This window comes from Nocardia nova, from assembly GCF_002933465.1.
GTDB classification, from domain to species: Bacteria; Actinomycetota; Actinomycetes; order Mycobacteriales; family Mycobacteriaceae; genus Nocardia; species Nocardia nova_B.
Genome location: NZ_PSZE01000007.1, coordinates 274,673 through 300,739, shown reverse-complemented (window position 1 = coordinate 300,739; position 26,067 = coordinate 274,673). Strand labels below are relative to the sequence as shown.

The window sequence follows — 26,067 nt, the reverse complement described above, 5'->3', positions numbered from 1 at the left end:
AGCAGGAGAACGAGGTACTGCGCCGGGCCGCGGCGTATCTGTCGCAGGCCAACCTCCCGGGAAAAGGATCTACCCGCTCGTGAAAGAGCTTGCCGTGCATGGGATTCCCGTCGCGGTGACGTGCCGGTGCAGATCGAAGTCGTCGAGCAGTTTGCGGCGCAACTTTTCCCCAGGTCCGCCCTCGAACAACACGTAGCGTCGACGAGAACGGCAAGATCACCAGCACAACGCCAGTGCCACGCGATGCGGCGGGAAGCTTCGTTGCGGCGTGACCGGAGGAATATACTGGACTTAACGGTCCAATGACGCTGTCGCAAAAAGGGCTGTCAAGTCCAATCTTGGTCAGGCGGTCGACGGCATGGGCCTCATCGTTTCGATCGCAGCCGTGAGAGCAGCCTCCAGGAAGTCGATGCGGTCCGTCGTCTGCAGCAGCACCACACCACCCTGGACGGCCGCCAGGACACTCCTTGCACAGTCGATCGCCGCACCACGATCAGGAAGCAGCGCCTCCGCACCACTCAGCAAAGCCGCTTCCCACGTCTCGAACAGGTTCGAGACCACCGCTCGCGCCTCGGGAGAGGACTTGCCGAGCTCGGAGGTGAGACTCCCCAGCGGGCAGCGCCGCCCCAGCTCGCCATAGTGGCGAAGCACCGCCTCACGCCACGCCTGCCATGACTCCCAGGTCGTCAGCTCGTCCAGATAAGGCCGCTGCGCCTCCAGAACCTGGTCGGCCTCATACTCGACTACCGCCACGAGCATGTCGATCCTGCCGTCGGGGAAGTAGTGAAACAGCTGACTTTTGCTCGTCGACGTCGCGGCCCGCACGTCATCCAAGGTCGTCTCCGCCGCGCCTTTCTCCCGGATCAGCAGAGCAGCGGCCGCCACAATGCGATGACGTGTCGCCAACCCCTTGGCAGTCATACCACGATTCATCACCCCATCATCCACCGCGTTGGACCTCAAGGTCCAGTCTTCGGCTGACCGGACGCGTCTGGCCGCTCTCGCGCTCAAGAAAATGGACTTGACAGTCCAATAAAACAGCTCACATAATTGGACCAGAAAGTCCAGTGTCACCGGTTACTGACGCCAGGCCCGTTCCGGCAACGTCGTTGGCGACATGAGAACCGGCGACCACCCTCCCATGGTCATCATCGATCGCTATGCCGCGATTGGTTGTGGCCCAGACCATTTCGCAGAACAGCCCCATCTCTACTACTGATCAGGAAGACCCATGCAGAACGACCCGAGTGAGCGCGAGGCTCGCAACGACGCCCTCATCCGCGCGTTCGTCGACACCTTCGAGAAGAAGGACGCGACACTGCTCGGCCCCTATTTCGCCGAGGACATCGTGTTCGAGAACTACGGCGACCCCGAGATCCGCGGCCGCGCCAACCTGGTGCATATGTGGGCCGGCGTGTTCCGGAACTTCGCGCAGGTGAAATTCGAGACCCTCAACCAGGCCGTCAACGGCAACCTCGTCATCGCCGAACAGATCCACGGCCTGAGCTTGCCCGGCAAGCCGCTCGCGCCCATCAAGAACCTCGCCGTCTACGAGATCCGCGCTGGCAAGATCGCCGCCTGGCGCGACTACACCAACCCGCAGAAGGCCGGACAGCTCCTCGGCCTCTGACCGACGACCCATAGGACGAAAGAAGAGAACCATGAGAGACCTCGAGACCCTGAATGCCATCGAGGACATCCGCTACCTTGAAGCGCGTTACGCCCGCTACGCCGATGAGAAGCGCTGGGAAGACCTGGCTGGCCTGTTCACCGAGGACGGCTGGTTTCGTCCGCAGGACGCCGACGGGACCGTGATCGCCGACATGCAGGGCCGCGCCGACATCGCTGCCCAGCTCGGCGCACATAACTCCGGCGACGACGTGCAGCCGCTGCACCAACTGCTCACCCACGAGATCGACATCGAATCCGACACCGAGGCCAAGGCCATCTGGGCGATGGCCGACCTCATCTTCCGCGGCGATCGCGCGATCCCCGAGCCACAGCCCGCAGACACCATCCCGCCCTTCCGCGTCATGCGCGGCTGGGGCCATTACCACGTCACCTACCGCAAGATCGACGGCCAGTGGCTCATCGACACCCGCCGCCAGACCCGCACCCGCCTCGAATTCACCTTCTGAACCGCGCAACCACGAAAGGAACACCATGTCCGACCTCGAGAAGGACCGCTTCACCATCGCCATCCCGCAGGAGACGATCGACGATCTGAAGGACCGCCTGCGACGAACCCGGTGGACCGCCGACGTCGACGAGAACGACGCCTACTACGGGACGCCGCAGGCGTACTTGAAGGAACTCGTCGACTACTGGCTCAACGAGTTCGACTGGCGCGAAGCCGAGCGCAAGCTCAACGAGTGGGACAACTACCGGGTCACCATCGATGAGACTCCGATCCACTTCATCCGCAAACAGGGGAAGGGCCCGGCGCCGATACCGCTGATCATGAGCCACGGCTGGCCGTGGAGCTACCGCGAATGGACCAAAGTCATCGACCCGCTCACCGACCCCGCCGCACACGGTGGTGACCCGGCCGACGCGTTCGACGTCATCGTGCCCTCCCTCGCCGGGTTCGCGTTCTCCACACCGGCCAACCGCCCCGACATGAACTTCTGGAAGATGGCCGAACTGTGGCACACACTCATGACCGAACACTTCGGCTACGAGAAGTACGCCGCCGCGGGCTCTGACTACGGTGCCCTGGTCACCAGCCAGCTCGGCCACAAGTACGCAGACAAGCTCTACGGCATCTGGCTCAGCCACCGCATCCACCTCGACATATTCCAGGGCGAGCGCCCCTGGGACCTCACCGGCGGAGCCACGGTGCCGCCAGGCGTATCCGACGAGGTACGTGACGGCATACTGGCTTTCCAGGACCGCTTCGTATCGCACGTGGCAGTGCACATCCTCGACAACCAAAACCTCGCCTACGGCCTGGCCGACTCCCCGGTCGGCATGCTCTCGTGGATCATCCGCCGCTGGACGAAGTGGAGCGAGTCGGGCGGGAACGTCGAGAACGTGTTCCCGCGCGAGCATCTCATCACCAACGCGACGATCTGGTGGGTGACCAACTCGATCACCACCTCGATCCGCTCCTACGTGAACGCAAACCGCTACCCGTGGACACCCTCGCACGACCGCACGCCGATCATCGAGGCGCCCACGGGCATCACGTTCCTCGGCTACGAGAACCCGCCCGGCATCGCCACGAAGGATGTCGTCCAGAACTTCCTCGACACCCCGGACGAGAAGCCCTGGTACAACCCGATCTACCTCAACGCCCACGACCACGGCGGGCACTTCACCGCGTGGGAGAACCCCGAGGCCGTGATCGAGGACATTCGCGCCACCTTCCGCAAACTCCGATAGCACCACGACGATCGAACTGTCCTCGCCCTCGGTCAGACGCCGATCACGCCCTCACCCGAGGGCTACACGGCGAGATGCGCTGCGCTGCAGCGATTTCCAGCCTACCCGCTATGGGGGTCATCAAAACTTTCGCAAAGTTCGCTGACAGCCGCCATTACCGGCCAACTCGAGCCAGAGGAGCCGGTGCCGCCATCGACTTGATGGCGGCACCGGAAGCCGGCGACGAACAAGCGCCAGCCGACGCCCACAGTGCACGAGCATCACGCTCAGTGGGTCTGCAAGTTTTCTCCGGCTGGTCCGAAAAGTGAGCCGGGAACCTCACCAGGCATTTGCCCGTGAATACTCGATCGTCCGTCAGCCACCGTAACGGCAAGCGAGCTCCTCTGGGCAAAATGGGGAATCGGCCCATATCTCGAAGACCGCAACCACAGCCGGGGCCAAGCCGCTAAGGCATCGAGGCCGGACTCGACGTCACCAAGATCGCCGACCAACTCGGCAACACTTACCGTGTACTTCGGAAATCGTACGTGCGTCGGCATCAACCGCACGCCGATGTGGCCGCGCTCATCGGTGACAACCCGCACTGGAAGAGATCGCCCGCCGCTCCAGCTAGATCGCGGAACGGACTGGATCGAGGGGTGGCACCACGCGTGCCACCCCTCGATCTGTCTGGTCTGCCCTGACACACGCCACCTACATTCTTGACGAATAGATGGCAGATGACCACAGATCATCCAGCACCGCTAGCATCGTGACCGGTGGTGATACATATCGTGAGCACATCGGTAACTCAGCGGGCACGCCCAGAACCCGGCAACCACCCGACGCAAGCCGACGCCCAACCCTGCCTGAACTCAACGACACGCGGAAACTGGGACGGATAGCTACGGCACTCGGCGGACGGCGCCCTTGTCGGCGGAGGTCGCCAGTGTGGCATACGCACGCAGCGCGGTGGTGATCGGCCGATCGCGGTTGACCGGCTGCCACGGCCGCTCCCGCGCCTCCATTTTGGCGCGGCGCTCGGCCAGCACCTCGTCGTCGACGAGCAGTTCCAAAGCGCGGGTGTGCACGTCGATGCGGATGCGGTCGCCGTTCTCGATCAGGCCGATGGCGCCGCCGCTGGCCGCCTCGGGGGAGATGTGCCCGATGGACAGGCCGGAGGTGCCGCCGGAGAAGCGTCCGTCGGTGATCAGCGCGCACACCTTGCCCAGGCCGAGGCCCTTCAGGAACGAGGTGGGGTGCAGCATCTCCTGCATACCGGGGCCGCCGGCGGGGCCCTCGTACCGGATCACGACGACGTCGCCGGGGGTGATCTTCTTGCCGAGGATCGCCGAGACCGCGTCTTCCTGGGATTCCAGCACCACGGCCGGTCCTTCGAAGGTGAACAGGTCCTCGTCGATTCCCGCGGTCTTGAGGATGGCGCCGTCGAGGGCGATATTGCCTCGCAGCACACACAACCCGCCTTCGACGGTGTAGGCGTGCGCGATATCGCGAATGCAGCCGCCCTCGGCGTCCGTGTCGAGCGAGGACCAGCGGTTCTCGGTGGAGAACGGCACGGTGGTCCGGACACCACCCGGCGCGGCGTGGAACAGTTCGATGGCCTCGTCGGAGGCCTTGCCGGAGCGGATGTCCCAGGTGTCGAGCCACTCGTCGAGGGTGGCGGTGTGCACGGTGGTCACATCGGTTTCGAGCAGTCCGCCGCGGCGCAGTTCGCCCAGGATGGCGGGGATGCCACCGGCGCGGTGCACATCCTCCATGTGGTAGTCGGAGTTGGGGGAGACCTTCGACAGGCAGGGCACCCGACGCGAGATCTCGTCGATGGTGGCGAGATCGAAATCGATCTCGCCTTCCTGCGCGGCGGCCAGCGTGTGCAGCACCGTGTTGGTGGATCCGCCCATCGCGACGTCGAGGGCCATCGCGTTGCGGAAGGCCTTGGCGTTGGCCACGTTTCGCGGCAGGACGGATTCGTCGTCCTCGCGGTACCAGCGGTTGGCGATCTCGACGACGGTGCTGCCGGCCCGCTCGAACAGCGCGCGCCGCGCCGCGTGGGTGGCGAGGGTCGAGCCGTTGCCGGGCAGCGCGAGGCCCAGCGCCTCGGTGAGGCAGTTCATCGAGTTCGCGGTGAACATGCCGGAACAGGAACCGCAGGTCGGGCAGGCGCTGCGCTCGACCTCGCTCAGCCCTTCGTCGCTGACCTCGGTGGAGGCGCTGGCGGCGATCGCGGTGATCAGGTCGGTCGGCGCCTGCGCCACACCGCCGACGACCACGGCCTTGCCTGCCTCCATCGGACCGCCGGAGACGAACACGGTCGGGATGTTGAGCCGCATGGCGGCGTTCAACATGCCGGGAGTGATCTTGTCGCAGTTGGAGATACACACCAGCGCGTCGGCGGTGTGCGCGTTGACCATGTATTCGACCGAGTCGGCGATGATTTCGCGGCTGGGCAGCGAATAGAGCATGCCGCCGTGACCCATCGCGATACCGTCGTCGACGGCGATGGTGTGGAATTCGCGAGGCACCCCACCGGCGGCGCGCACCGCGTCGGCGACGATCTCGCCGACATCCTTCAGATGCACGTGGCCGGGCACGAATTGGGTGTAGGAGTTCGCGATCGCGACGATCGGCTTACCGAAATCGGAGTCGGTCAGGCCGGTGGCCCGCCAGAGTGCGCGTGCGCCTGCGGCATTGCGTCCGGCGGTGGTGGTGCGTGAGCGAAGCGGTGGCATGAATTCGGTCCTCGGTGGTCGGCGCGGTGGCCGGAGCGGCTCTACTCGGGCAGGGCTCTGCTCGTCGGTGCTCATCGTCCGGTGGGTCGCCGGGGCCGGGGCCGAGGGCTGGTCGGCCGCCGTGCGGAGCGTCTCTTCGGCGAGTGGTGTCGTCGGCAGAGTTGTCTGTTCGCAAGAGCAGAGTGTCTGTTCGGCGCTTCAACGTTACTCCCGCCACCGGAGCGTGCACACCGGAGGCGGGTGGTCGTGCGGCCGCGGGGTGGCGCGGCGGCACGACGCACGTCGAGCCGGTCCGAGCGGCCGTCACCGGGTGGGATCTCGACCACGGACCCGCACCGCGACGCGATGATCGCGGCGACTGCGCCCCGAGTGGGGACGTAGACAGAGCAGCACAGTGAAGGCGCGGATTTGTTCCCGGCGTTCGGAGTTGGCGGGAGAGTGTGAAACATCCCACTCGATCGCCCCCGGCAGATCGAAACAACCTGCGAGGGCGGATCGGACCTCGCGGTCACGCCCGATGGCTTCTCTGGGCAGGCCGTGAAGTGGGGTGGTGCGGGAGATAAGCAGCCGGCCGAAGGGGCGGAGCCGAACCCGATACGGATCTGAAGGAGAGCCCGCTCAACCCTCCGGGGAAGTGTCCGGCTTTTCGGGCGCTTCGGTCGGCGAGCCGTCCGCGGCGCCGGATTGCGCGCCCTCGTCGGCGCCCAGATCCTGGCCGCCGCTCTCCGCGTCCGTGCTCGCCGCGCTCTTCTCCGGCCGGGCGAACGGATCCGGAATCCGCCCGTCCGATGCCGCGACCAGATCCTTCAACCGGTCGTAGCTCACCGCCGGCAGGGGCACTTCGGAGTCGTCGCTCAGATGCGCTCGCACCCAGCCGCGCTTGGGGATCCGCAGTCCCTGGATCTGCGACCAGTCGAGGTGCCGGGAGCCGAAGGTCGTCCGCAGATCGAGTCCGCCGGCCGACACCGTGGTGCGGGAGCGCTCGACCCACCACGCCGCCGCGATCGGAATGAGAAACAGGATCCAGAGAACCGTCGGCCAGCCGAAGAACGGGAACGCCGCGCAGAACAGCAGAATGAACACCCCGAGATGCGCCAGCCGGGGGGTGCGTATATGTATCACACGCCCCGTATCGGTTCCGCCCTCGGCGGTGTGGGACGATTGAGCTGGTGGCACGGACTGCTGCGGCGATGACACACCCCCATCCTCGCATCATGGTGAAGCGACACTCGAACCGCCCCGTCTCACATAATGAGACACCGCACGTCAAGTAATTTGACTCATCGACTCTCGCGCGCATACCGTCGAGCGCGTGAATCGAAACGAGCTTCTCGTAATCGGCCGGCGCGTCCAGCGCTGAGCCTGACGACTCGAGGTCGACTACGTCAGCTCGCAACTGCGACGCGCCACCCTCGCTCAGCCATCGGCTGACGGGGGCTTTTTTGTGTTCGGACAAGTTGTGTTCACAGCTTCGACGGTCGCTCGAGCGCCGCGCAGGCGCCGCGTGAACGAGAAGCGGTGAACGACAAGCAGTAAGGAAAAAGACGGTGAGCGCACCAACTGCACGGCCCGGGCCCTCGGCCCGCAGGCCAGCGCCCTCGGCCTCCCAGCCGACTCCCCGAGACACCGGAGCTACCACCTCGGCTCGCCGCCAGGTCCCGCCCGAGAAGGTGACCGGCGCCCAGTCCGTCGTCCGCTCCCTCGAGGAGCTCGGCGTCGACACGGTATTCGGCATTCCGGGTGGCGCGATTCTCCCCGTCTACGACCCGCTCTTCGACTCCACCCGCGTCCGCCACGTCCTGGTCCGGCACGAGCAGGGCGCCGGGCATGCGGCGACCGGTTACGCCCAGGCCACCGGCAAGGTCGGTGTGTGTATGGCCACATCCGGTCCGGGTGCGACCAACCTGGTCACCCCGATCGCGGACGCGCAGATGGATTCGGTGCCGCTGGTGGCGATCACCGGACAGGTCGGCCGCGGCCAGATCGGTACCGACGCCTTCCAGGAAGCCGACATCTCCGGCATCACCATGGCGTGCACCAAGCACAACTTCCTGGTCAACGACGCCCTCGACATCCCGCGCATCATCGCCGAGGCCTTCTATCTGGCGTCCTCCGGCCGTCCCGGCGCGGTGCTGGTCGACATACCGAAGGATGTCCTGCAGGCGCAGACCACCTTCAGCTGGCCGCCGGAGATGCGGCTGCCCGGCTACCGTCCGGTCACCAAGCCGCACGGTAAGCAGGTGCGCGAGGCGGCCCGGATGATCGCCGAGGCCAAGGCACCCGTGCTCTACGTCGGCGGCGGCGTGATCAAGGCCGACGCCTCGCCGGAGCTGCTGGAACTGGCCGAACTGACCGGCATCCCGGTGGTCACCACCCTGATGGCGCGCGGCGCGTTCCCCGACAGCCACACCCTCAACATGGGTATGCCCGGTATGCACGGCACCGTGGGAGCCGTTGCGGCCCTGCAGAAGTCGGACCTGCTGATCGCGTTGGGCGCCCGCTTCGACGACCGCGTCACCGGCCAGTTGGATTCCTTCGCCCCGCACGCGAAGGTCATCCACGCCGATATCGACCCCGCCGAGATCGGCAAGAACCGCCACGCGGATGTGCCGATCGTGGGTGACTGCCGCGAGGTCATCACCGAACTGATCGAGACCCTGAAGTCCGATCCCGCCTTCACCAACGCCGAGGCGCCGCTGCTGGACCTGACGTCCTGGTGGACCTACCTCGACGGTGTGCGCAAGCAGTACCCGCTCGGCTACGGCCCCACCTCCGACGGCTCGCTGTCGCCGGAGTACGTCATCGAAACCCTGGGCCGCCTCGCCGGACCCGATGCCATCTATGTCGCCGGCGTCGGCCAGCACCAGATGTGGGCCGCGCAGTTCGTCAAGTACGAGAAGCCGCGCACCTGGCTGAACTCCGGTGGCCTGGGCACCATGGGCTATGCCGTGCCCGCGGCGATGGGCGCCAAGATGGGCGCGCCGGACAAAGAGGTGTGGGCGGTCGACGGTGACGGCTGCTTCCAGATGACCAATCAGGAGCTCGCGACCTGTGCCGTCGAGGGCGTGCCGATCAAGGTCGCGCTGATCAACAACGGCAACCTGGGCATGGTCCGGCAGTGGCAGACCCTGTTCTACGAGCAGCGCTACTCCAACACCGACCTGGGCACTCACACCCTGCGCATCCCCGATTTCGTGAAGCTCGCCGAAGCGCTGGGCTGCCATGGCATCCGGGTGGAGAAGGAAGAGGATGTCGAGGCCGCCATCCGCGAGGCGCAGTCGATCAACGACCGTCCCGTGGTGATCGACTTCATTGTCGGCAAGGACGCGCAGGTGTGGCCGATGGTCGCCGCCGGCACCTCCAACGACGAAATCATGGCCGCCCGCGGCATCCGCCCGCTGTTCGACGAGGACGAGCAGGTCGCCGAGCCGGCCGTCATCCATGAGGCCATGTCCCACGACAAGGCGACCCTGTCGGCGCACGAACGGGCCTCGCAGAAGGAGACCGACCTGTGAGCACGACCCATACCCTCAGCGTGCTGGTGGAGGACAAACCCGGCGTGCTGGCCCGGGTGGCGAGTCTGTTCTCCCGGCGTGGATTCAACATCGAATCCCTGGCCGTGGGCGGCACCGAAGTTCCGGACATCTCGCGGATGACCATCGTCGTCACCGTCGAGGACCTGCCGCTGGAACAGGTGACCAAGCAGCTCAACAAGCTGGTGAACGTCATCAAGATCGTGGAGCAGGACGCCGACGCCTCGGTGGCCCGCGAGCTGATCCTGGTGAAGGTGCGCGCCGATGCCAGCGTGCGCACCCAGGTGATCGAATCGGCCAACCTGTTCCGGGCTAAGGTCATCGACGTGTCGCCCGACGCGCTGACCATCGAGGCGACCGGCACGCGGTCGAAACTCGAGGCACTGCTGCGGATGCTGGAACCGTACGGCATCCGTGAGATCGTGCAGTCGGGAGTCGTGGCCGTTGGCCGCGGCCCCAAGTCGATTACGGCGACGCGCTAAGTTAGCTGTGATCGACAGTCGGTGTCGGTGCTCTCCACGACGCGGGGCCCGACCCCCATATCGAACAAACCGCGCACTTGCGCATTAGTTTCTCCGCGTCAGCGGGGATGAACCTCGGAAGGGACACAACCACAGTGGCAGTCGAGATGTTCTACGACGACGACGCCGATCTGTCGATCATCCAGGGCCGCAAGGTCGCCGTGATCGGCTACGGCTCCCAGGGCCACGCACACTCGCTGAGCCTGCGTGACTCCGGCGTCGAGGTGCGCATCGGCCTCAAGGAAGGCTCCAAGTCGCGGGCCAAGGCCGAAGAGGCCGGCCTGACCGTCGGCACCCCCGCCGAGGTCTCGGAGTGGGCGGACGTCATCATGCTGCTCGCCCCCGACACCGCGCAGGCCAAGATCTTCACCGAGGACATCGAGCCGAACCTGAAGGACGGCGACGCCCTGTTCTTCGGCCACGGCCTGAACATCCACTTCGGCCTGATCAAGGCTCCGGCCAACGTCACCGTCGGCATGGTCGCCCCCAAGGGCCCCGGCCACCTGGTGCGCCGCCAGTTCGTCGACGGCAAGGGCGTCCCGGCCCTGATCGCCATCGACCAGGACCCGAAGGGTGAGGGGCAAGCGCTGGCCCTTTCCTATGCCAAGGGCATCGGCGGCACCCGCGCCGGCGTCATCAAGACCACCTTCAAGGAGGAGACCGAGACCGACCTGTTCGGTGAGCAGGCCGTCCTCTGCGGTGGTACCGAAGAACTGGTCAAGACCGGTTTCGAGGTTATGGTCGAGGCCGGCTACGCGCCGGAGATGGCCTACTTCGAGGTGCTGCACGAGCTGAAGCTGATCGTCGACCTGATGTACGAGGGCGGCATCGCCCGCATGAACTACTCGGTGTCCGACACCGCCGAGTTCGGTGGCTACCTGTCGGGCCCGCGGGTCATCGACGCCGACACCAAAGAACGCATGAAGGCGATCCTGAAGGACATCCAGGACGGCACCTTCGTCAAGCGCCTGGTCGCCAACGTCGAGGGCGGCAACAAGGAGCTCGAGGGCCTGCGCAAGCAGAACGCCGAGCACCCGATCGAGGTCACCGGTAAGAAGCTGCGCGACCTGATGAGCTGGGTCGACCGGCCGATCACCGAAACCGCGTAAGGTTTCTCACCCGAACGACCCGCCGGGCAGTGTGTCCGGCGGGTCGTTGTGCATTGTCTGCTCAGCTCCCGGCGTCGACGGTGGCCAGTGCCGCCCACAACACCGGTGAGTCCTCGATGGCGCCGGTTTCGCGCCAGGCGGTGAGCCGCTCCCGCTGCCAATCCGCCAGGGCGGCAACCGGTTCGGCCAGTTCGTGCGCGGTGTCGATCGCGCAGATGACATCCTGCAGCGGCACGGCGTCGGTGGCACCGGCGAACCGATCGAATGCCAGATCGGTGGGCAGCGGCCAGCGGGTGGCGGTGACCAATTCGGCGCCGCCGTGGATCATCGCGGCGACCAAGCCCAGTGCCTCGGTGAAGCGCAGATCGCCGCCGCTCTCGCACGCGATCAGCGCGACTCGGCTGGGGATCGGCCAGAGTTGCGGTCCGGCGACGGGTTCGGGGTCGAGCGTATGAGTGCCCAGCAGCAGATCCTTGGCCGACAGCGGGCGATGCGTGCGCAGCGGCCGGGCGAAACCGGTGGTATCGGCGGTGCAGGCGAGGTGCAGGCCGGCGTTCTCGCTGAGGCCGGATTCCGGACGTTCGGAGGTGACATGGCCGACGTAGACCAGCCGGGCGGCCCCGTCGCGCAGTAGCGCGCTCAGGCGGGCCCGGTCGAGATCGGTGCGCCGGAAGGCGTGCAGTGGGTCGTCGAGCAACGGCCGAAATCGCTGTAGCGCAACATATTCGGATACCCGCTCGGTGAGTGGCGAGCTGGAACTCATCCGCCCGAGCACCGAACCGAGTTCGGAATCGGCCCGGAATCCGGGCACGCGCGGATCGAGCACCGCGACCACGGGCAGCGCACGGTCGTCGGCCCACCTGCGCGCGGTGCGGCCGGGCGCGTGGACGATGCTCGCCGGTGCGAGCAGGCTGAGATCCGCGATATCGATCAGCCGCAGCTTCGGATCGGGCGCGATGATCTCCCACGGCACCTGCGCGACCCGCGGCGACGGCTGCAGCCGGATATGCGGGCGGATTCCGCGCACGAGCAGCTCGTGCAGTTGGATCGCGAGCGCCTGCGGGAGCAGCGCACGGCTGAGTGCCTGCGCCAGTGCGTATTCCGATTCACGATCGGCGAAAGCGCCTGTGGTGAGCGCCTGTTCGAGTCCACCGGGAAGGGCGGGGTCGGGCAGCGCCGCCGCGAGCCGGCGCACCGCGGCGTCGATGTCCGCGCCGGGCAGCATCGCCACACCCGGGCTCGCGGTATCCCCGAGCCAGCGCCAGGACATGTACAGATCGTCCGCATCGGCCATCCGCACGATCACCGTCGGTCGCGCACCGGGTGCCTCGTTCATATCGCCAGTACCCGATCTTCCCGGACCGTCCGGCCGTAACGCTGTTCGGCGGCGGTGATGTAGGTGTCCAAGGCGATGTGACCATCCGGGGACACCGACAGCCGTGGCGGCGGCGAAACGGGCAACCCTGTCGCGGCGGCGACTTGGGCCAGCGCCGAGCCCAGCCGCAGGGAACCGGCGCCGGGACCGTCGAGTGCGTCGCCGGGTGCCGGTATCGGGTCGAACGGAAGCCTCGGCGGTCCGCTGCCGGCGGCGGTACTGCTGTCGAAAGAAGTTCCAGCGCAGACGGTTTCGACCAGATCAGCGATCAGCTCGCCGTTACCGCACAGGTAGGCGAAGCGGAACGCCAGCCGCACGGCGGGCGCGGCCATCTCACGGTTCCACCGCTCGCGCTGGGTTCCGTTGGTGAAGCTGTAGCGCACCGCGTCGATGGCGATGGCGGAGGTGACGGCCAGATCCCGAGCCAGGGCGAGTACCTCCGCGGGCGGCGGCGTGACCATGTCGCCGATGAGCGATTCCCACAGCGCGGCATGCCAGTAGTCGACCCGCGCGCACTGCAGGCCGAGCCCGCGCACGGCGTAGATCTCGTACGCGGCCGCGAGCTGTGCTTGTCCGTCACCGACCCGGCCGTGCGCGAAATCCAGTGTCGCCAAGCGAATTCGAACGCCAGCGGATTCGAGGGTCGCACCGGATTGCTCGAACGATGTCAGCGCCCGGCGATACAGCTGTTCGACGTGGTCGAGGTCGCCGTGCCGTTCGGCGAGGTACCCCATCAGCTGCAGCCCCAGTCCGGCGCGGTAGCCGAGGCCGGCCTGTTCGACATACTGCTGGCTGGCACGAAGATGCGGCTCGGCCTCGTCGGGGCGGCCCAGCCGGGCGTACATCATCGCGAGCGTCTGCCGGGCTTCGGCGGTCGCGTTCCCGTCGCCGGCTGCCTCGAATGCGGCTAGGGCCTGGTGGGCGAAGTCGAGCCCGAGCTCACCGCGACCGGATTCGAAGTGGGCGGCCGCGAGATTGCCGAGCGGGTGGCCGCGCAGCTGCGGCGCGAAGCGCGTGGCGAACTCGAGTGATTCGGTGGCCAGCTCGATCGCCCGCGCCCACTGACTGCGATGCATCGCGACGGCGGTGAGCGAGATCAGGCACGACACGTGCAACATCGAGAATTCGCTGTGCCCGGTGAGGAGATCGCGCGCCTGTCCCAACGCGGTTTGCGCGGCGTCGAGATCACCCACGTGCTGCAGTGCCTGCGAATAGTTGACGAGGGTGGATGCGCGCTTTTCCGTCGCGTCGTCCGGGATTTCGGTCAGCGCGGCGCGGAATCCGACGAGGGCGCCGGCGTGGTCGCCGAGTTCGTCGCGCATACTCGCCGCATTGACCAGAGCGCTGACCCGGACACCGCCGGTGGTGGTGTGTGCGGCGTGCTCGAAAATTCGCAGCGCCTCGGTGACCGCACCGCGGGCGTAGGCCGTGGCGCCCTCATGAAGCAGTTCGAGGCCGGCCGGGGGAGTCTCGGCCATCAGAAGTCCGTATCCGATGCGGCGGCCGCGCGCTCGGCCTCGAGCAGCCCGGACCGATTGGGGGATCGCAATCGCGCCACCACGAATTCCCTGATCCGCTGCCGCTGTGCCGGGCCGTACCCGCTGTCCGCCCCGTCGATGGCAGGCCCGACGCCGGGCACGTAAACATCCACGCGCACAACGTTGTCGGCGTCGATGACCGCACCACCGATCCAGGTATCACCGTTTTGCCGCAGCTCGAAATCCGTCGGTGCGGAGGTGGTCACGACGCGAGCCCGGGGCCACAGATGCCCGGGCAAACCGGTATCGAGGTGCGGAGCCGCCGCCGCGCGCACCTCGACCGATGTGCTGCCGGATTCTCTGGTCAGATGCCACGAGACGGCGAATTCCGAGGCGTCCAGCACGCCGGGGGGACAGCGGCGCCAATCCCAGCCCGAGGTACCGGTGGCCAGCACCAATCCGGTGCGCCCGGCGTCGGCGGGGCCGGCCGCCAAGGCATAGTCCTGCCGCCGCGCCGCCACCGCATCGGACGACGGACCCACCGGCGACGGTTGTGCGTCGGCCCCGTCGACGATCGACTCGCAGATGTCGGTGAGAGCCGCGATGTCCCGGCCCAGCACCTCGGGATCGAGCGCGGGAATGCCGTCGATGGTGGAGGCGGGCCACCAGTGCGCGGCCCAGTGCGCATAGCCGAGTTGCCGTGCGGCATCGGACAATTCGGTACGTGCGGGCGCCGCGAGTAGCTCTCCGGAGCGGCCGTCGGCGACAGCGAGCGCCACCGGTTCGCCGTACACGGCCCACAGCCACTCCTGTGCGGCGTCCGGATCGTGCAACACCGCCGCCGGAACTGGGTGCTCGGACAGCAAACCCCACGAGAGGTGACCGCCGATCACCTCGAGAACCAGCGTATCGAGTCCGGGCATCGGGTCGTGGACGGTGGGAGCACCGGCCGGTGAGATGATCACGACCTCGTCGTCATGGTGCAGGAATACGGTCTCGGGCATCATCCGGCCCTCGATTCCAGCGAATCAGCCATTGCCGCAAAGGAATTAGCGGTCAGTGCCTTCCGTACCCGCGTTCGGTGGTCGAGGATGACCGAGCGGGCGACCCCGTCGAGCAGATCCCACAGCTCGGCTGTCTCCGACGAGGTCGGCGATATGGATGCGCCGCGGACATCGCGGCCGTGCAGGCGAACCCACAGCCGCCGCAGATACGAACGCCAGGGACGGCGAAGCTCGGCCGCGATCATGGCGAGCGGATCGGACGATTTCCCGGTGTCGTATACGGCGAGGCGGCGTGCCTGCAGTACATAGGCCTCGCGCCGCCACCTCCCGTTGATCGCCCGATGCGCGGCAGTACCATCCTTCGGGATGGAAATCCGCTGGCGCGCAGAATCTTTCGATTCCCGGTCGCGGGCGCCGTGGCTCGATGTCGCCGATTCGCTCGCGAGCGACCTATCGGTGCCGGTGACAGGTGCGAGGCCCCGTGCCAGTTCTACTCCCGCTGCCGCTGTCACCCGAAGGGATTCGTCGAGCAGCGCCCACGGTGCGCAACTCCGGGCGATCTCCTCGAGCACCAGTTCCGGGATCGTGGGCAGGTCCGAGCGCTCGGTGGAGGCCTGCAGCACCGTGAAGACACGTTCGTAGATGGTGCGGTCGAACGGCAGCGCCAGTGTCGCGGTCGATGCCCCGATGCCGAGTGCGGGGGCGACGGGCAGGCGGTGCGCGGTCAGGCCCAGCTCCTGAGCGGAGTCGCCGGAAGCATTGCGCCACAGTGTGATTCCCGAATGCGTCCCGACCCGATGCATCATCAGGGTGCGCAGCTCCCGGGCGGCGTCATCGGCTCGGGCGGTGGCGCACGAATCGAGTAGTGCGGCGAGGGCGGTGGTGTGATCGTCGGTCGCCGGCGCGTATCGCGGTCGCCGGCGCCACGCGGTATCGATCAGCGCCGCGAGTTCGGAACTCGTGGACCGATCGGTGAGATGGTCCTTCAACGCCTGCGTGGTCCGCCCGGCCGCGAGGTGATGGATGTCGTGCAAGGTGGCTGTGGCGGTGGGCCGGTCGCGTACCGGATCCGGTGCTCCCGACACCGTCGCGAGTTCGAAACAGCGCTGGAAATACAGATCCTGCGGATTGCCGTCGGTGATGCGCAGTGCCCGTCGGACCTGTTTGAGGAGGGTGAACCAGGCCGCGGTCGCGCGCAAGACATCGGCGGCGGCATGGACGCGGGCCGCGAGCAGGGTCGCGCCGTCCGCGGTGAGCATCGGCCCGGCGCAGGCGGGGTGCTGGACCGGCCGGATCACCAGCGGATCGAGGATCAGTTTCACGGTGCGGCGCAACGGTCCGCCTTGGGCGCCGCTGAGCGCCTCGACGCCGTCGATACCGCGCCACACCTCGTCGAGCACCATGGCGCGCGGTCGTCGCATTCGGTCAGATTAACCGACTGCCGCTGCCGCTGCCCGGCGTCCGAAACCTGGGATCGGTAGGCGGCGGACCGTTCCTACCTTGTGAACAACGGCCCGATCACAAGGCCGGACTCACCGAGAACGAAGGAACGAACCTCATGCGTACCAAGCAGATCCGGATCGCCGCCGCCACCCTCGCCGCTGCCGGTCTCACCCTGGCCCTCGGCGCCTGCGGCGACGACTCCGGCACCGCCGCCCCGGCCTCGACCACCGCGGCGCCCGCGACCCAGGCCCCGTCGGGCGGCAAGTCGGCGGCCCTCGTCGACGGCAAGGCTCTGAGCGCGAACTTCGACACCACCTGCGCCCAGCACGCTGGAACCCTCGCACTGGCACTGACCGATGCCGCCAACTCCACCTACGGCCGGCTGACCGTCAGTGCCACCCTCACCGCGGGCGGCGACACCGTGCAGGCCGTCGCCATCGGCGGCAGCAAGGGCGGCGCCTCCGGTATGCCGTATGCCGTCGGCTTCGGCAACGGCCAGCCCGGCGGCTCGGCCACCGTGAGCAAGGATGGCAAGACCTACAAGATCACCGGTGAGGGCGTCGCCGCCCCGGACATGGCCAACCCGATGGCCGGCCCCGCCACCGCGAAGTTCGAGCTCACCTTCGCCTGCCCCACTATCGTCAACGGCTGAGCAGAGGAGGAACCGTCATGCGCACCACAGCACGGGCCGGGGCCGTCGCATTCGAGGTCTTCGCGGTCGGCGTCTACCTCTGGCACGGGCTCACCTATCGAGCCGACAGTCCGTGGGAACCGGGTTTCGCCGCTTGGCTCAACGGTTTTCTGGCACTGCCGATCATCGCGTTCACCACGGTGGTGATGGTCTTTGTGTTCACCGGCGAGGGCGTGCTGTCGGCGCTCACCGGCCGCAACAGCGCGGAGTTCCGCGATGGCCTGCTCGGCCTGGGGACCGTCAAGTCGGTTCGCGAGACGGGGGTGAGCGTGAACGATCAGCCACAGCTGCGCATCGAGTTCAGCGTCGAGGGCGTCCAGGGCGAGATCTTCGACTCGACCACCAAGATGGTCGTGCCCCTCGCGGAACTGGCCCTGCTGCGCCCCGGTGTCGTGCTTCCGGTGCGCTATCTGCCCGGCCGGACCGACAAGGTGGAAGTCGACCGATCCGGCGACAGCGCTTCGGCGCAGCAGGCGATGAACGAATCGCTGATCCGCAAGGGAGTGACCACGCGGGCCAAACTCGATATCGCCGGTCGCGGCGTCGCCGCGCAGGCGGTCGTACAGTCGCTGTCGGTGCCCGGCGAAATCCGCAACGGCTACGCGAAAATCGACCTCGGGCTCGCCATCACCCGGCCCGACGGCAGCACCTTCAGCACCCACGCGGAGAAGTTCCTCCCGCCGACGAGCGTCTCGAATGTGCAGGTGGGGCGGATTGTGCAGGTGCATTACCTCCCGGAGAACGAGCAGGAGGTGGTCATCGCGATTCCGCTCAACGCATGAGCCCCAGGGTGTGTGCCGCCCTTCGCGGAACCAGTGCTGCGGAGGGCGGCACAGTCGTGTCGGCGGCAAGCGGATCACGGTGTTCGCCGAATGGTTGCCGCAAACGCGTTCCGGGGCAAAACTTGTGGGATGACGAAGACCGTGGCCGACCCCGTTTCCGACGCACCCCGCTCCACGGGACGTGCGGTGCGCGCCACCGTTCCCCGCTCGTCGCTGGGCGAATTCCGTCCCGCCCCCGATCGCGATCCGATCGCGATCCTGGAGCGGCAGGCGAGGACCCGGCTGCCCGAGCTGGTACCGATTCGCTACGCCCGGATGGCGGCTGGGCAGTTCTCGTTCCTGCGCGGCGCCCCCGCGATCATGGCCGCCGACCTCGCGACGATCCCGCGCACCGGGTTGACCGTCCAGCTGTGCGGGGACGCGCATCTGTCGAATTTCGGAGTATTCGCGTCACCCGAACGGTCGCTCGTCTTCGGTCTCAACGATTTCGACGAAACGTTGCCAGGTCCCTTCGAATGGGATGTGAAGCGACTGGTGGCCAGTGTCGCGGTCGCCGCTCGGGCCAACGGGTACGACGACGCCGACGCCCGCGAGCTCGCGCGTACCGCCGCAGCAGCTTACCGGGAGTGCATGCGCCGCCTGGCCGGACTCGATTCGCTCGACGTCTGGTACGAGCAGGTCGACGCCGACACGTTGACCGATTTGGTGCGAAATCCCAAGCAACGCAAGCAGGTTGCGATGAGGATCGACGCCGCCCGCAAACGCACCAGCCTGCAGGCATTGCGCAAACTGACCGAACCCGGGCCCGGCGGCGAGCCGCGCATGCGGTTCCAGCCCCCGCTGTTGGTCCCCGGGGAGCCGGCCGAGCGCGCCGCCGTGGACCAGGTCTTCGCCGACTATTGCCGGACGCTGCCCGAGGAGCGGCGCGTCCTGGTCAACCGCTACCGCATTGTCGATTTCGCCCGCAAAGTGGTCGGCGTCGGTAGCGTCGGCACCCGGTGTTATGTCGTGTTGCTGGTCGATCGTGAAACCGGTGGTCCGCTGTTCCTTCAGGTGAAGGAGGCCGAGCCCTCGGTGCTGGCCGCACATCTGGCGCCGAGTGTGTTCCATCAGGAAGGTCACCGGGTGGTCCACGGACAGCGCTTGCTGCAAACCGCGAGCGACATCTTCCTCGGCTGGACCACCGGCCCGGGAGGTCGCCACTTCTATGCGCGGCAACTGCGTGACATGAAAGGCAGCGCCGACATCGAGAACATGACCCGTTCGGGCCTGGGCGAATATGCCGCCCTGTGCGGCGCTACCCTCGCCCGTGCGCACGCCCGGTCCGGTGACCGTATCGCGATCGCCGACTATCTCGGCGGGGGACAGGCCTTCGACAAGGCGATGACGCACTTCGCGCTCACATATGCAGATCAGACGGCGGCCGATCATCGAGAACTGGTGCGCGCTATTGCTTCCGGTCGGGTGGAGGCGGCGGCGAACGCGTACTGAGGTCGCCGACGAGCGTTCCTGCGCGACCACCCCTACTGTGGCTTTGTTACGAGGGACCGGTTTCGACATCGGGCCCACCTGGCGGCTCGCGGCTGGATCTGCAATCGGTGGCCGGTCGGTATCGGTGTGCGCGGCGAGGGCCCAGGAGCCTGTATCTCCCCGGGCAGTCGGCTACTCGCCCGCATGCCGGGCGGACTCTAGTGTGCTCTGGGACAACGGTCCCCGGCCGACGCTGTGCCGGACGACGCCGAACCGAACCATTTCCGGATCACGCCGAACCCGTGCTGAGGCCCGGCGCGTCGACGCGGTAGCTCGCCCGCAGCACCGGCCAGAAGAGCGTGCCCGCTGGGTCATGATGGCCGCCAACGAAATTCGGCACCGTCGCGGAACGCGCCGAACGAGTCCGCGAGTTCTCCGCGCCGCGCAGGTCCTCGCCCTTTCGCCCGTCCGAGGTTCCGAGCGCCTTCGGCAGACCGACGTCGGGCGACTCGCTCCCGCGAAGTTGTCGGTGGGCTCGGCAATACTGATCGTGGGGTGAGGCGGGAGGACTCGACATGAACTTCGTGATTACGCTCGTGGTCTCTGCGATAGCGTCGGGAAGCTCTAAAAATGGTGTGGCACAACAGGTCACGGATTCCTGTGGCGATGTGAAGCGGCTGATCGTCGATAGATATCCGGAGGTCGACGTTTCGGCGCTGGAGCGGAAGCCGCATTCCGAAGCCAAGAAGGCGTCGCTGGCCGAGGATCTCGACGATGCCGGTGCGGCGGGTGATCGGGCGTTGGGAGCAGCGGCCCTGCGCGTTCTGCGCGCGGTGCACGGGGTGGAGGCGGCGCCCTTGGAACATCCGGGCACAGCGCTTGCCGGAGCGGAGGAGTCGACAGGATCCGCCGCCGCCGCTCTGTTCGACCGGGCCGTCGCGGCTGAAGACGCGGGGCGTGTGCAGGAGGCTGAAGCCCTGTACCGACGCGCCGCCGACCTCCGCTACGTGACGGCGATGAACAACCTTGCCCTACTCCTCGAGGCGACGGAACGTGCGGAATGTGCCGTTGAGTGGTTCCGCAAGGCCGCCGACGCCGGTCACACCGGCGCGATGACCACGCTGGGAGTTCTGCTGGAGAAGCAGGGACAGATCGAGGAAGGTGAGGCCTGGTATCGCCGAGCCGCCGACGCCGGTCACCCCAAGGCGATGTTCAACCTGGCAATCACGTTGCAGGAGGCGGGCATGTCGGAGGACGCCGAAACCTGGTATCGGCGGGCCGGCGAAGCCGGACATCCGGCCGCGATGTTCAACCTGGCTGCACTGCTGATGGAATCGGACCGGTCCGAGGAGGGCGAGTGGTGGTACCGCAAAGCCGCCGAGGCGGGACGCCCCGTCGCTATGTGCGGCTTGGCCATAGCGTTGGAGAAGGCTGGCCGCATGACGGACGCCGAAACGTGGTTACGCCGCGCCGCCGAGTCCGGTCATCCTCGAGTGATGTTCCTCCTCGAGTATCGAGGACGAACCGATGAGGGCGAAACGTGGTGGCGCAGAGCCGCCGACGTCGGCCACCCCGGCGCGATGTCCGGTCTGGCCTACCTACTCGCGATGGCAGGCCGTGTCGATGCGGCCGAAACCTGGAGGCGCAGAGCCGCCGCCGTGGGCGAGCCCGGCCCTACTCCCGTGCGGTGACAAGTCCCGTTCCGATCGGCAGCCCCTGATCAGAACAGTACAGTCCGGAGCGGCCGCCGCCTGGTCTACGGTGGATACCGGCCATTCCACTCGTCACCCGGGAGGTGTCTTGCGCTCCACCCGCATACTGCCGGTTCTGCTCGTCCTGGTCGCCGCGGCACTCCTGCTGCCTGCGCGCGCAAGCGCCGACGCCGCCATCGACGACACCACCTCCCACCGCATCGACGAACTGGTCGCATTGCGCGCCGGCGCGACCGGAGCGAGCAAAGGCGATCTCCTCGACCTGCTGTCCCGACAATTCCTGGGCACCCCCTACGCCGCGAACACCCTCATCGGCTCGGCAACCCAGCCCGAACAGTTCGTCGCCGACTTCCGCCAAGTGGACTGCTTCACCTTCCTCGACTACGTAGAAGCCCTGAGCCGAACCACCGACCGAAACCGCTTCGAAGCCAACCTGATCGACACCCGCTACGCCGCCGCCCAAGTCGACTACACCCACCGCAAACACTTCTTCACCGACTGGGCGCAAGTTGCCGACGTCGCCGCCACCGACATCACCGCAAGTTTGACACCCGCCGCAATTACTGTGCCCAAACACCTCAACGCAAAGGGCGACGGAGGTGTCTATCTCCCGGGCATCCCCGTGGTCGACCGCGACATCACCTACATCCCCAGTGCGGCGGTCGACGAGGATGTCACCAGCGGCCTGCGAACCGGCGACTACATCGGCGCCTACGCCGACCAACCCGGCCTCGACGTCACCCACGTCGGAATCCTCATCAAGACGCCGAGCGGCCCGGTCTTCCGAAACGCGTCGTCACTTGCCGCCAACAACAGAGTGGTGGACACGCCGCTGGGGGAGTATTTGCAGACTGTTCCTGGCATTGTGGTACTACGACCGCAGCCAGCGTAGAACTCGGCCCGACCTGGCGACGGCCTACCATGGGCCCTATGTCCCTGCCGCGGATCGAACGCCCGGACCTCCCGGAATACATGACCTGGGAGGAATTGGAGCAACTGCCTGAGGGGATCGCCGATCAGATCGAGCTGTGGCTGGACGAGTGGTGTGGGTGCGGCGCGGACCTGCCGAGCACCAGCTTCACCCGGCGCGTGACGAACGCTTTCGAACCTTGTGCCCGAAAAGACATGTCGAACCAGCCGGATACGTGCTGGCGCGTCGAATCGGAGACCAACGTATTCCTCTCTGCCAGTGGAAAATCCGATTTTCTGACCCCGGACTTCTTTATAGGTATTATAATTCTGCGGACTACGATCGAGCATTGGGATTTCGGGTTCTGGCAAGCGTTCACTTGGAGGAGTACGTCGAGAAGCGCTGCCTTGATGCTACAGCCGCTGCTGTCGAGGAGCATCTCAGAGGCCACTCGAATCGTGCCGCGAAGTGTCTCATTATTTGGCACGCGGTCACTCGTGGGAGTGGGGTAATTCCATTGGAATGGGCCGACTTCTCGATACCAGGAGTGATCGAAAACGCTAGAGACAGATACGAGAAGATGGATATTGTCGATGAGGCTTCGCGATGCCGAGCTTGATGTAGAGATATTCAGCCGGTTCGATACGATTGCGGACAAACGCAACCTTGCTGCGCATATGCGGATTAGATGCGCTCGCACCCTTACTGAACCTATCGAGGAATGGAAGGTCGTTGAGGAGCTTCTCCCGATTCTGGAGAAGCTCGACACAGCGATTGGTCGGGCATCAACATCTTAACGTCGGAGGCAGGCAGACGCCCTTATCGGCGCCCGCCACTGCGGCGTTCTTGATGATCGGGCTCACGCGCGACCTCATTTTGTGAACGGTTCTTGGACAGTCCGTATAACTGCCTTCACCGCCTCTGGTCAGCTAGCGGCTTTGAATTCGTCGTACCGCACGGCAAGTCGGTCCCGAGACGGTTGGTGCTGTCGTCGTGACGGCACAAGAAGCTTGCGGCCGTTCATCTCCTGTAGTCCGTGCCGCAACATGGGGCCGTCCTCGTCGTCCATGAGCTTCTGATTGATTCGTACCTCGTAGTCGGGTGAGATGCCCAGGAAGTTGGAATCGTAAGCGGCGTGGTGGATTTTGCACATGCTCAAGCCGTTGTCGATTGTCGGCGTGCCGTCCGGTTTGCCGTCGGCGATGATGTGTGCCGCATCTAGCAATTCACCAAGCTTGAGGTTGCAGATCGTGCACTGGTACTTGTACGCATTAAGTACCCGCGCTCGAAACTCGGGCTGGTGAAGGCGTTGTTTTGTGACTCGTTCGATGTAGCGCCGTTCGATCTCGTCTGGGTGTGTCGGATCGGGGAGCCTACGGAGGCTTTCGTCCAGGGCGATCAGAAACTGACGTTTTTCCTGGTCGTCTGCCACCACATAGACGGGGTAGACGGGAACAAACAGGCCATCCTCAATCTTCCGTAGCAGGATCAGGGGTAAGTCGAGCTCGTAGGCGCGCCTCAGTTTGCGATTGTCGCCGTTGATGCTGCCCTCGCGGTATGCGTAGGCGAACAGTGATTCGCCCACTTCTTCGTCCGAGTAGCTGCTCTTGGGGTCCGACAGGATTGACAGCGTTGCGTTCATTTCCGCCGGATTTCGGATTCCGCGGTTCCGATCGATCAAACGATGGACCTTGCCATCGACGATGAAGTCCCACAGTTGGTCTCGGGTGACGACACCCGTCTCACGTACCAACTCATCGAGGTGACGGAACATCGCCTCGCGAAGGGCCTGTTCGAAGGTGGTATCCACTAGTGAAGTGTGCCATGTTCGGTTCGGCGTTGTTGATCTTCCGTGTCACAGGTTCGTCGCAGAACTGTTCGGGCGCATCTGATCTCGGCTGGCAAGTCGGCATTGGGTCGTCGGTGTGCTCCTATCCGTGTTGCATGGGCTCGTAGATCAGCACATCGAACTTGGGGGCATCGGGCCATGTTGGGCGGAGAGTGCCGACACGGGCCCAGCCCCACCTCGTATATGTGCGGTAAGCGCGCGTGTTATCGGGTCGGACCAGCAGGGTCGCACGTTGTTCGGGCCTGCCGCTGAGCAATTCGTCGTGTAGTACGCGTGCGATTCCTCGACCCGTGAACTTCTTGCGCACCATGATCTCGCTGAGCGCGAAGGTGCGGTTGCCGCTCTCTGCCGTGAAAGTCGCCAAGTCGCCCGCGTCGAGCTCTAGTCCTGACCACCATCGAGTGTCCGGGCCGAGCGGCCAGCCCCATGCTTGTCCCACCGGCTCGTTGCCGAGTCGCGCGATGACCAACTCGAAGCCCTGGCCTCGGCTCGGGTCGGTATAAGTGGCGAAGCGGTGCATGAATGCTTCGGGCGCTTCGAATTCTTCGCCGGATTCGATGGCGTCGGCGTAGGAATCTCGGAAGATCTGCTCGACTTGGTCTCGGACCGCTCGTGCTTCGGTGGCCGTGTAGTGCTGGAAAGCCAGGCCGTCGATCGAGGGTTGGTCGACACTCATGAGGCACCGATCGCTTGGCGCTGAAGGTTGTCGTAGCGTCGGGCGAATTCGTCATCCGGGATGCTGTCGGCGATCGCGCGGACAGGGGCCAGCAACCGAAGGGTGCGTGTGGAGGATACGGTGCTCTCCAGTTCGGTCAGGACGGAAAGGCCTTTCCCCACGGCATTGTTGACGTCGCCCGTCTGGCCGAGTGCTGCGGCCAAACCCGCGCGGTAATTGGCACGATTACGGATTCCGGCCTCCACTGTGTCTTCGTCGGCGACCAGCAGGGCCAGTGCCTTCTCGGGCTCGCCGAGGTCGCCCAACCCCCGGGCCTCTTGTGACCGAATCTCGCTCGCGTTCACGAATCGCAGCCATCGCGGGCATTCGGAAAGCGGTTCGTGAGCGATGGCGGCGTCCAGTTCGCGCCACGCGGTCGCAGCTGCACGATCGAATGCCTCCTTGTCGCGCAGGATTGCGTGAGCTAGTGCTTCGCGGATCGCGATCAGGGCGTGAATTCGGCCGGGCGGTCGGCCATGAGTGAGTTGGCGTGCGCGCTCCAGATGGGTGAGTGCACGGTGCGGGCTGCCATCTCCGGTTCGACTGAGTGCAATCGATTGATGTGCGGCATTCAGGCAAACGTGGACTGTCAGATCGTTGTCACCAGCCTGATTGGCCAGCGCGAACGCGTCGGCGTAGCACTGGCGGGCGAGTGGGTGAAGGTCGGCGTCATAGGCCATCCATCCGGTGATAGTTGCCAGTTCGCCGGCGGCGCTCATGAACAGGCATCCAGCCCGATCGGAGAAGGCGGCGGTTTCGAGCAGCCGCTTGGCGATCGCGAGGTCTCGGAGGCCGGTCATCACAAGAGGGGTGCCGCCGACAGCCTGCTCGCGCTGGGCGAGTTCAGTTACGCGTTCGGCCAACCGCCGGGCGTCGCTTACCCCGACGGTGTGGGAAAAGCGAGAGTCGGTGGCTACCGTCAGGGCAGCGACACCCATGAACACTCCGAATTCACGCCGCTTCACCTCGTCCTCGATTCCGTAGGTGCTCAGCTCATCGTGCTCACCCAGGTTATCTGTTGTGCGGGTCGGAATCTCGGTGTCGCGAACAGGACGGTGCGGTAGCTCGTCAGGTGCAATGGCGACGGTGAAGCGATCGCGTTGCTCATCGGTGAGTCGGGACAGCTCCACATCCAACGCCGCGGCCGAATCGCCGCGCACCGGGCGCTGATGAGTTGCCCTCTCCCACTTGCGGATGGTCGGCGGTTGAAACCCCAGCCGTTCCGCGAACTGTTCCTGTGTAAGTCGAAGTGCGACCGTGCGAAGAGCACGTACCTCCGCGCCGGTCCATGTGCTGACGATCATCCTTGCCCCCGATCGACACCCTCAACGGCCAGTAGCGGAAGCGTATTACTTCGGTGCGGTT

Annotated in this window: 22 protein-coding genes and 1 pseudogene; 13 read left to right on the top strand and 10 right to left on the bottom strand. The window is 66.0% G+C overall.

From position 1 onward, the window contains the following. Nucleotides 1–127, top strand: a pseudogene (locus C5E41_RS33250) (IS3 family transposase); the annotation flags it as partial. A gap of 215 nt (nt 128–342) precedes the next feature. Here the strand turns inward: C5E41_RS33250 and C5E41_RS11790 are convergent. Continuing rightward, entirely contained in the window at nt 343–921 is a 579-nt protein-coding gene (locus tag C5E41_RS11790) for a TetR/AcrR family transcriptional regulator (protein ID WP_104375877.1), read from the bottom strand. Nucleotides 922–1,231: 310 nt separating this feature from the next. Here C5E41_RS11790 and C5E41_RS11785 point away from each other — a divergent pair, with 310 nt between their 5' ends. Genes C5E41_RS11785 through C5E41_RS11775 form a run of 3 tightly spaced genes read left to right on the top strand, consistent with a single transcriptional unit; the run spans nt 1,232 to nt 3,384 of the window. After that, a complete protein-coding gene (locus C5E41_RS11785; protein ID WP_104375823.1) occupies nt 1,232–1,630 on the top strand; it encodes a nuclear transport factor 2 family protein in 399 nt (132 codons plus the stop codon). A 31-nt stretch (nt 1,631–1,661) separates the two neighbouring features. Further along, complete coding sequence (locus tag C5E41_RS11780) at nt 1,662–2,138, top strand: nuclear transport factor 2 family protein (protein WP_104375822.1); 477 nt, start codon at nt 1,662–1,664, stop codon at nt 2,136–2,138. Nucleotides 2,139–2,163: 25 nt separating this feature from the next. Further along, the gene (locus C5E41_RS11775; RefSeq protein WP_104375821.1) at nt 2,164–3,384 is read left to right on the top strand and encodes an epoxide hydrolase family protein; all 1,221 of its coding nucleotides are present in this window, start codon (nt 2,164–2,166) and stop codon (nt 3,382–3,384) included. Between the two features lie 884 nt (nt 3,385–4,268). Here the strand turns inward: C5E41_RS11775 and ilvD are convergent. Next, nucleotides 4,269–6,110 (bottom strand): dihydroxy-acid dehydratase, encoded by a 1,842-nt coding sequence (ilvD, locus tag C5E41_RS11770; protein ID WP_104375820.1) that lies wholly within the window; start codon nt 6,108–6,110, stop codon nt 4,269–4,271. Nucleotides 6,111–6,728: 618 nt separating this feature from the next. Further along, nucleotides 6,729–7,193 (bottom strand): PH domain-containing protein, encoded by a 465-nt coding sequence (locus C5E41_RS11765; protein WP_258080909.1) that lies wholly within the window; start codon nt 7,191–7,193, stop codon nt 6,729–6,731. A 464-nt stretch (nt 7,194–7,657) separates the two neighbouring features. On the opposite strand from C5E41_RS11765, the gene C5E41_RS11760 reads away from it, so the two are divergent. The 3 genes from C5E41_RS11760 (at nt 7,658) to ilvC (ending at nt 11,273) form a co-directional block, all read left to right on the top strand. Beyond that, a complete protein-coding gene (locus C5E41_RS11760) occupies nt 7,658–9,625 on the top strand; it encodes an acetolactate synthase large subunit (RefSeq protein ID WP_104375818.1) in 1,968 nt (655 codons plus the stop codon). Next, nucleotides 9,622–10,125, top strand: a complete 504-nt coding sequence (gene ilvN / locus C5E41_RS11755) for an acetolactate synthase small subunit (RefSeq protein ID WP_040720620.1) — start codon at nt 9,622–9,624, stop codon at nt 10,123–10,125. The genes C5E41_RS11760 and ilvN overlap by 4 nt, the downstream gene beginning before the upstream one ends. A gap of 146 nt (nt 10,126–10,271) precedes the next feature. Next, nucleotides 10,272–11,273 (top strand): ketol-acid reductoisomerase, encoded by a 1,002-nt coding sequence (gene ilvC / locus C5E41_RS11750; protein WP_181063209.1) that lies wholly within the window; start codon nt 10,272–10,274, stop codon nt 11,271–11,273. Nucleotides 11,274–11,334: 61 nt separating this feature from the next. Here the strand turns inward: ilvC and C5E41_RS11745 are convergent, their stop codons facing one another. The 4 genes from C5E41_RS11745 to C5E41_RS11730 are packed head-to-tail and all read right to left on the bottom strand — an operon-like array spanning nt 11,335 to nt 16,533. Then, the gene (locus C5E41_RS11745; protein ID WP_104375816.1) at nt 11,335–12,609 is read right to left on the bottom strand and encodes a CHAT domain-containing protein; all 1,275 of its coding nucleotides are present in this window, start codon (nt 12,607–12,609) and stop codon (nt 11,335–11,337) included. Continuing rightward, entirely contained in the window at nt 12,606–14,126 is a 1,521-nt protein-coding gene (locus C5E41_RS11740) for a tetratricopeptide repeat protein (RefSeq protein WP_104375815.1), read from the bottom strand. The genes C5E41_RS11745 and C5E41_RS11740 overlap by 4 nt, the downstream gene beginning before the upstream one ends. Continuing rightward, entirely contained in the window at nt 14,126–15,133 is a 1,008-nt protein-coding gene (locus C5E41_RS11735; RefSeq protein ID WP_258080908.1) for a hypothetical protein, read from the bottom strand. Before C5E41_RS11735 ends, C5E41_RS11740 begins: the two co-directional genes overlap by 1 nt. Further along, nucleotides 15,130–16,533, bottom strand: coding sequence for a hypothetical protein (locus tag C5E41_RS11730; RefSeq protein WP_104375813.1), 1,404 nt, complete (start codon nt 16,531–16,533; stop codon nt 15,130–15,132). Before C5E41_RS11730 ends, C5E41_RS11735 begins: the two co-directional genes overlap by 4 nt. Before the next feature lie 155 nt (nt 16,534–16,688). Here C5E41_RS11730 and C5E41_RS11725 point away from each other — a divergent pair, with 155 nt between their 5' ends. From C5E41_RS11725 to C5E41_RS35725, 6 genes are all read left to right on the top strand, one after another. Then, complete coding sequence (locus C5E41_RS11725) at nt 16,689–17,225, top strand: lipoprotein LpqH (protein WP_104375812.1); 537 nt, start codon at nt 16,689–16,691, stop codon at nt 17,223–17,225. Between the two features lie 17 nt (nt 17,226–17,242). Next, nucleotides 17,243–18,046: a hypothetical protein gene (locus C5E41_RS11720; protein WP_104375811.1), complete on the top strand. Its 804-nt coding sequence runs from the start codon at nt 17,243–17,245 to the stop codon at nt 18,044–18,046. A 129-nt stretch (nt 18,047–18,175) separates the two neighbouring features. Beyond that, nucleotides 18,176–19,537 (top strand): DUF2252 domain-containing protein, encoded by a 1,362-nt coding sequence (locus C5E41_RS11715; RefSeq protein WP_104375810.1) that lies wholly within the window; start codon nt 18,176–18,178, stop codon nt 19,535–19,537. Between the two features lie 614 nt (nt 19,538–20,151). Beyond that, the gene (locus C5E41_RS11705; protein ID WP_181063205.1) at nt 20,152–21,207 is read left to right on the top strand and encodes a tetratricopeptide repeat protein; all 1,056 of its coding nucleotides are present in this window, start codon (nt 20,152–20,154) and stop codon (nt 21,205–21,207) included. Nucleotides 21,208–21,316: 109 nt separating this feature from the next. Next, nucleotides 21,317–22,120 (top strand): DUF1460 domain-containing protein, encoded by an 804-nt coding sequence (locus tag C5E41_RS11700; protein WP_258080907.1) that lies wholly within the window; start codon nt 21,317–21,319, stop codon nt 22,118–22,120. Between the two features lie 38 nt (nt 22,121–22,158). Next, the gene (locus C5E41_RS35725; protein ID WP_308706048.1) at nt 22,159–22,650 is read left to right on the top strand and encodes a hypothetical protein; all 492 of its coding nucleotides are present in this window, start codon (nt 22,159–22,161) and stop codon (nt 22,648–22,650) included. A gap of 413 nt (nt 22,651–23,063) precedes the next feature. Here C5E41_RS35725 and C5E41_RS11685 read toward each other — a convergent pair whose 3' ends face one another. The 3 genes from C5E41_RS11685 to C5E41_RS11675 form a co-directional block, all read right to left on the bottom strand. Beyond that, complete coding sequence (locus tag C5E41_RS11685; RefSeq protein ID WP_104375805.1) at nt 23,064–23,948, bottom strand: HNH endonuclease; 885 nt, start codon at nt 23,946–23,948, stop codon at nt 23,064–23,066. Nucleotides 23,949–24,069: 121 nt separating this feature from the next. Continuing rightward, entirely contained in the window at nt 24,070–24,663 is a 594-nt protein-coding gene (locus C5E41_RS11680; protein ID WP_104375804.1) for a GNAT family N-acetyltransferase, read from the bottom strand. Continuing rightward, nucleotides 24,660–26,006, bottom strand: coding sequence for a helix-turn-helix domain-containing protein (locus C5E41_RS11675; RefSeq protein WP_104375803.1), 1,347 nt, complete (start codon nt 26,004–26,006; stop codon nt 24,660–24,662). The genes C5E41_RS11680 and C5E41_RS11675 overlap by 4 nt, the downstream gene beginning before the upstream one ends. Nucleotides 26,007–26,067 lie beyond the last annotated feature (61 nt).

Coding starts and splice junctions, on each gene's coding strand:
- C5E41_RS11790 (WP_104375877.1), bottom strand. CDS start 921: ATGACTGCCAAGGGGTTGGCGACACGTCATCGCATTGTGGCGGCCGCT.
- C5E41_RS11785 (WP_104375823.1), top strand. CDS start 1,232: ATGCAGAACGACCCGAGTGAGCGCGAGGCTCGCAACGACGCCCTCATC.
- C5E41_RS11780 (WP_104375822.1), top strand. CDS start 1,662: ATGAGAGACCTCGAGACCCTGAATGCCATCGAGGACATCCGCTACCTT.
- C5E41_RS11775 (WP_104375821.1), top strand. CDS start 2,164: ATGTCCGACCTCGAGAAGGACCGCTTCACCATCGCCATCCCGCAGGAG.
- ilvD (WP_104375820.1), bottom strand. CDS start 6,110: ATGCCACCGCTTCGCTCACGCACCACCACCGCCGGACGCAATGCCGCA.
- ilvC (WP_181063209.1), top strand. CDS start 10,272: ATGTTCTACGACGACGACGCCGATCTGTCGATCATCCAGGGCCGCAAG.
- C5E41_RS11745 (WP_104375816.1), bottom strand. CDS start 12,609: ATGAACGAGGCACCCGGTGCGCGACCGACGGTGATCGTGCGGATGGCC.
- C5E41_RS11740 (WP_104375815.1), bottom strand. CDS start 14,126: ATGGCCGAGACTCCCCCGGCCGGCCTCGAACTGCTTCATGAGGGCGCC.
- C5E41_RS11735 (WP_258080908.1), bottom strand. CDS start 15,133: ATGATGCCCGAGACCGTATTCCTGCACCATGACGACGAGGTCGTGATC.
- C5E41_RS11730 (WP_104375813.1), bottom strand. CDS start 16,533: ATGGTGCTCGACGAGGTGTGGCGCGGTATCGACGGCGTCGAGGCGCTC.
- C5E41_RS11725 (WP_104375812.1), top strand. CDS start 16,689: ATGCGTACCAAGCAGATCCGGATCGCCGCCGCCACCCTCGCCGCTGCC.
- C5E41_RS11720 (WP_104375811.1), top strand. CDS start 17,243: ATGCGCACCACAGCACGGGCCGGGGCCGTCGCATTCGAGGTCTTCGCG.
- C5E41_RS11715 (WP_104375810.1), top strand. CDS start 18,176: ATGACGAAGACCGTGGCCGACCCCGTTTCCGACGCACCCCGCTCCACG.
- C5E41_RS35725 (WP_308706048.1), top strand. CDS start 22,159: ATGTCCCTGCCGCGGATCGAACGCCCGGACCTCCCGGAATACATGACC.
- C5E41_RS11680 (WP_104375804.1), bottom strand. CDS start 24,663: ATGAGTGTCGACCAACCCTCGATCGACGGCCTGGCTTTCCAGCACTAC.
- C5E41_RS11675 (WP_104375803.1), bottom strand. CDS start 26,006: ATGATCGTCAGCACATGGACCGGCGCGGAGGTACGTGCTCTTCGCACG.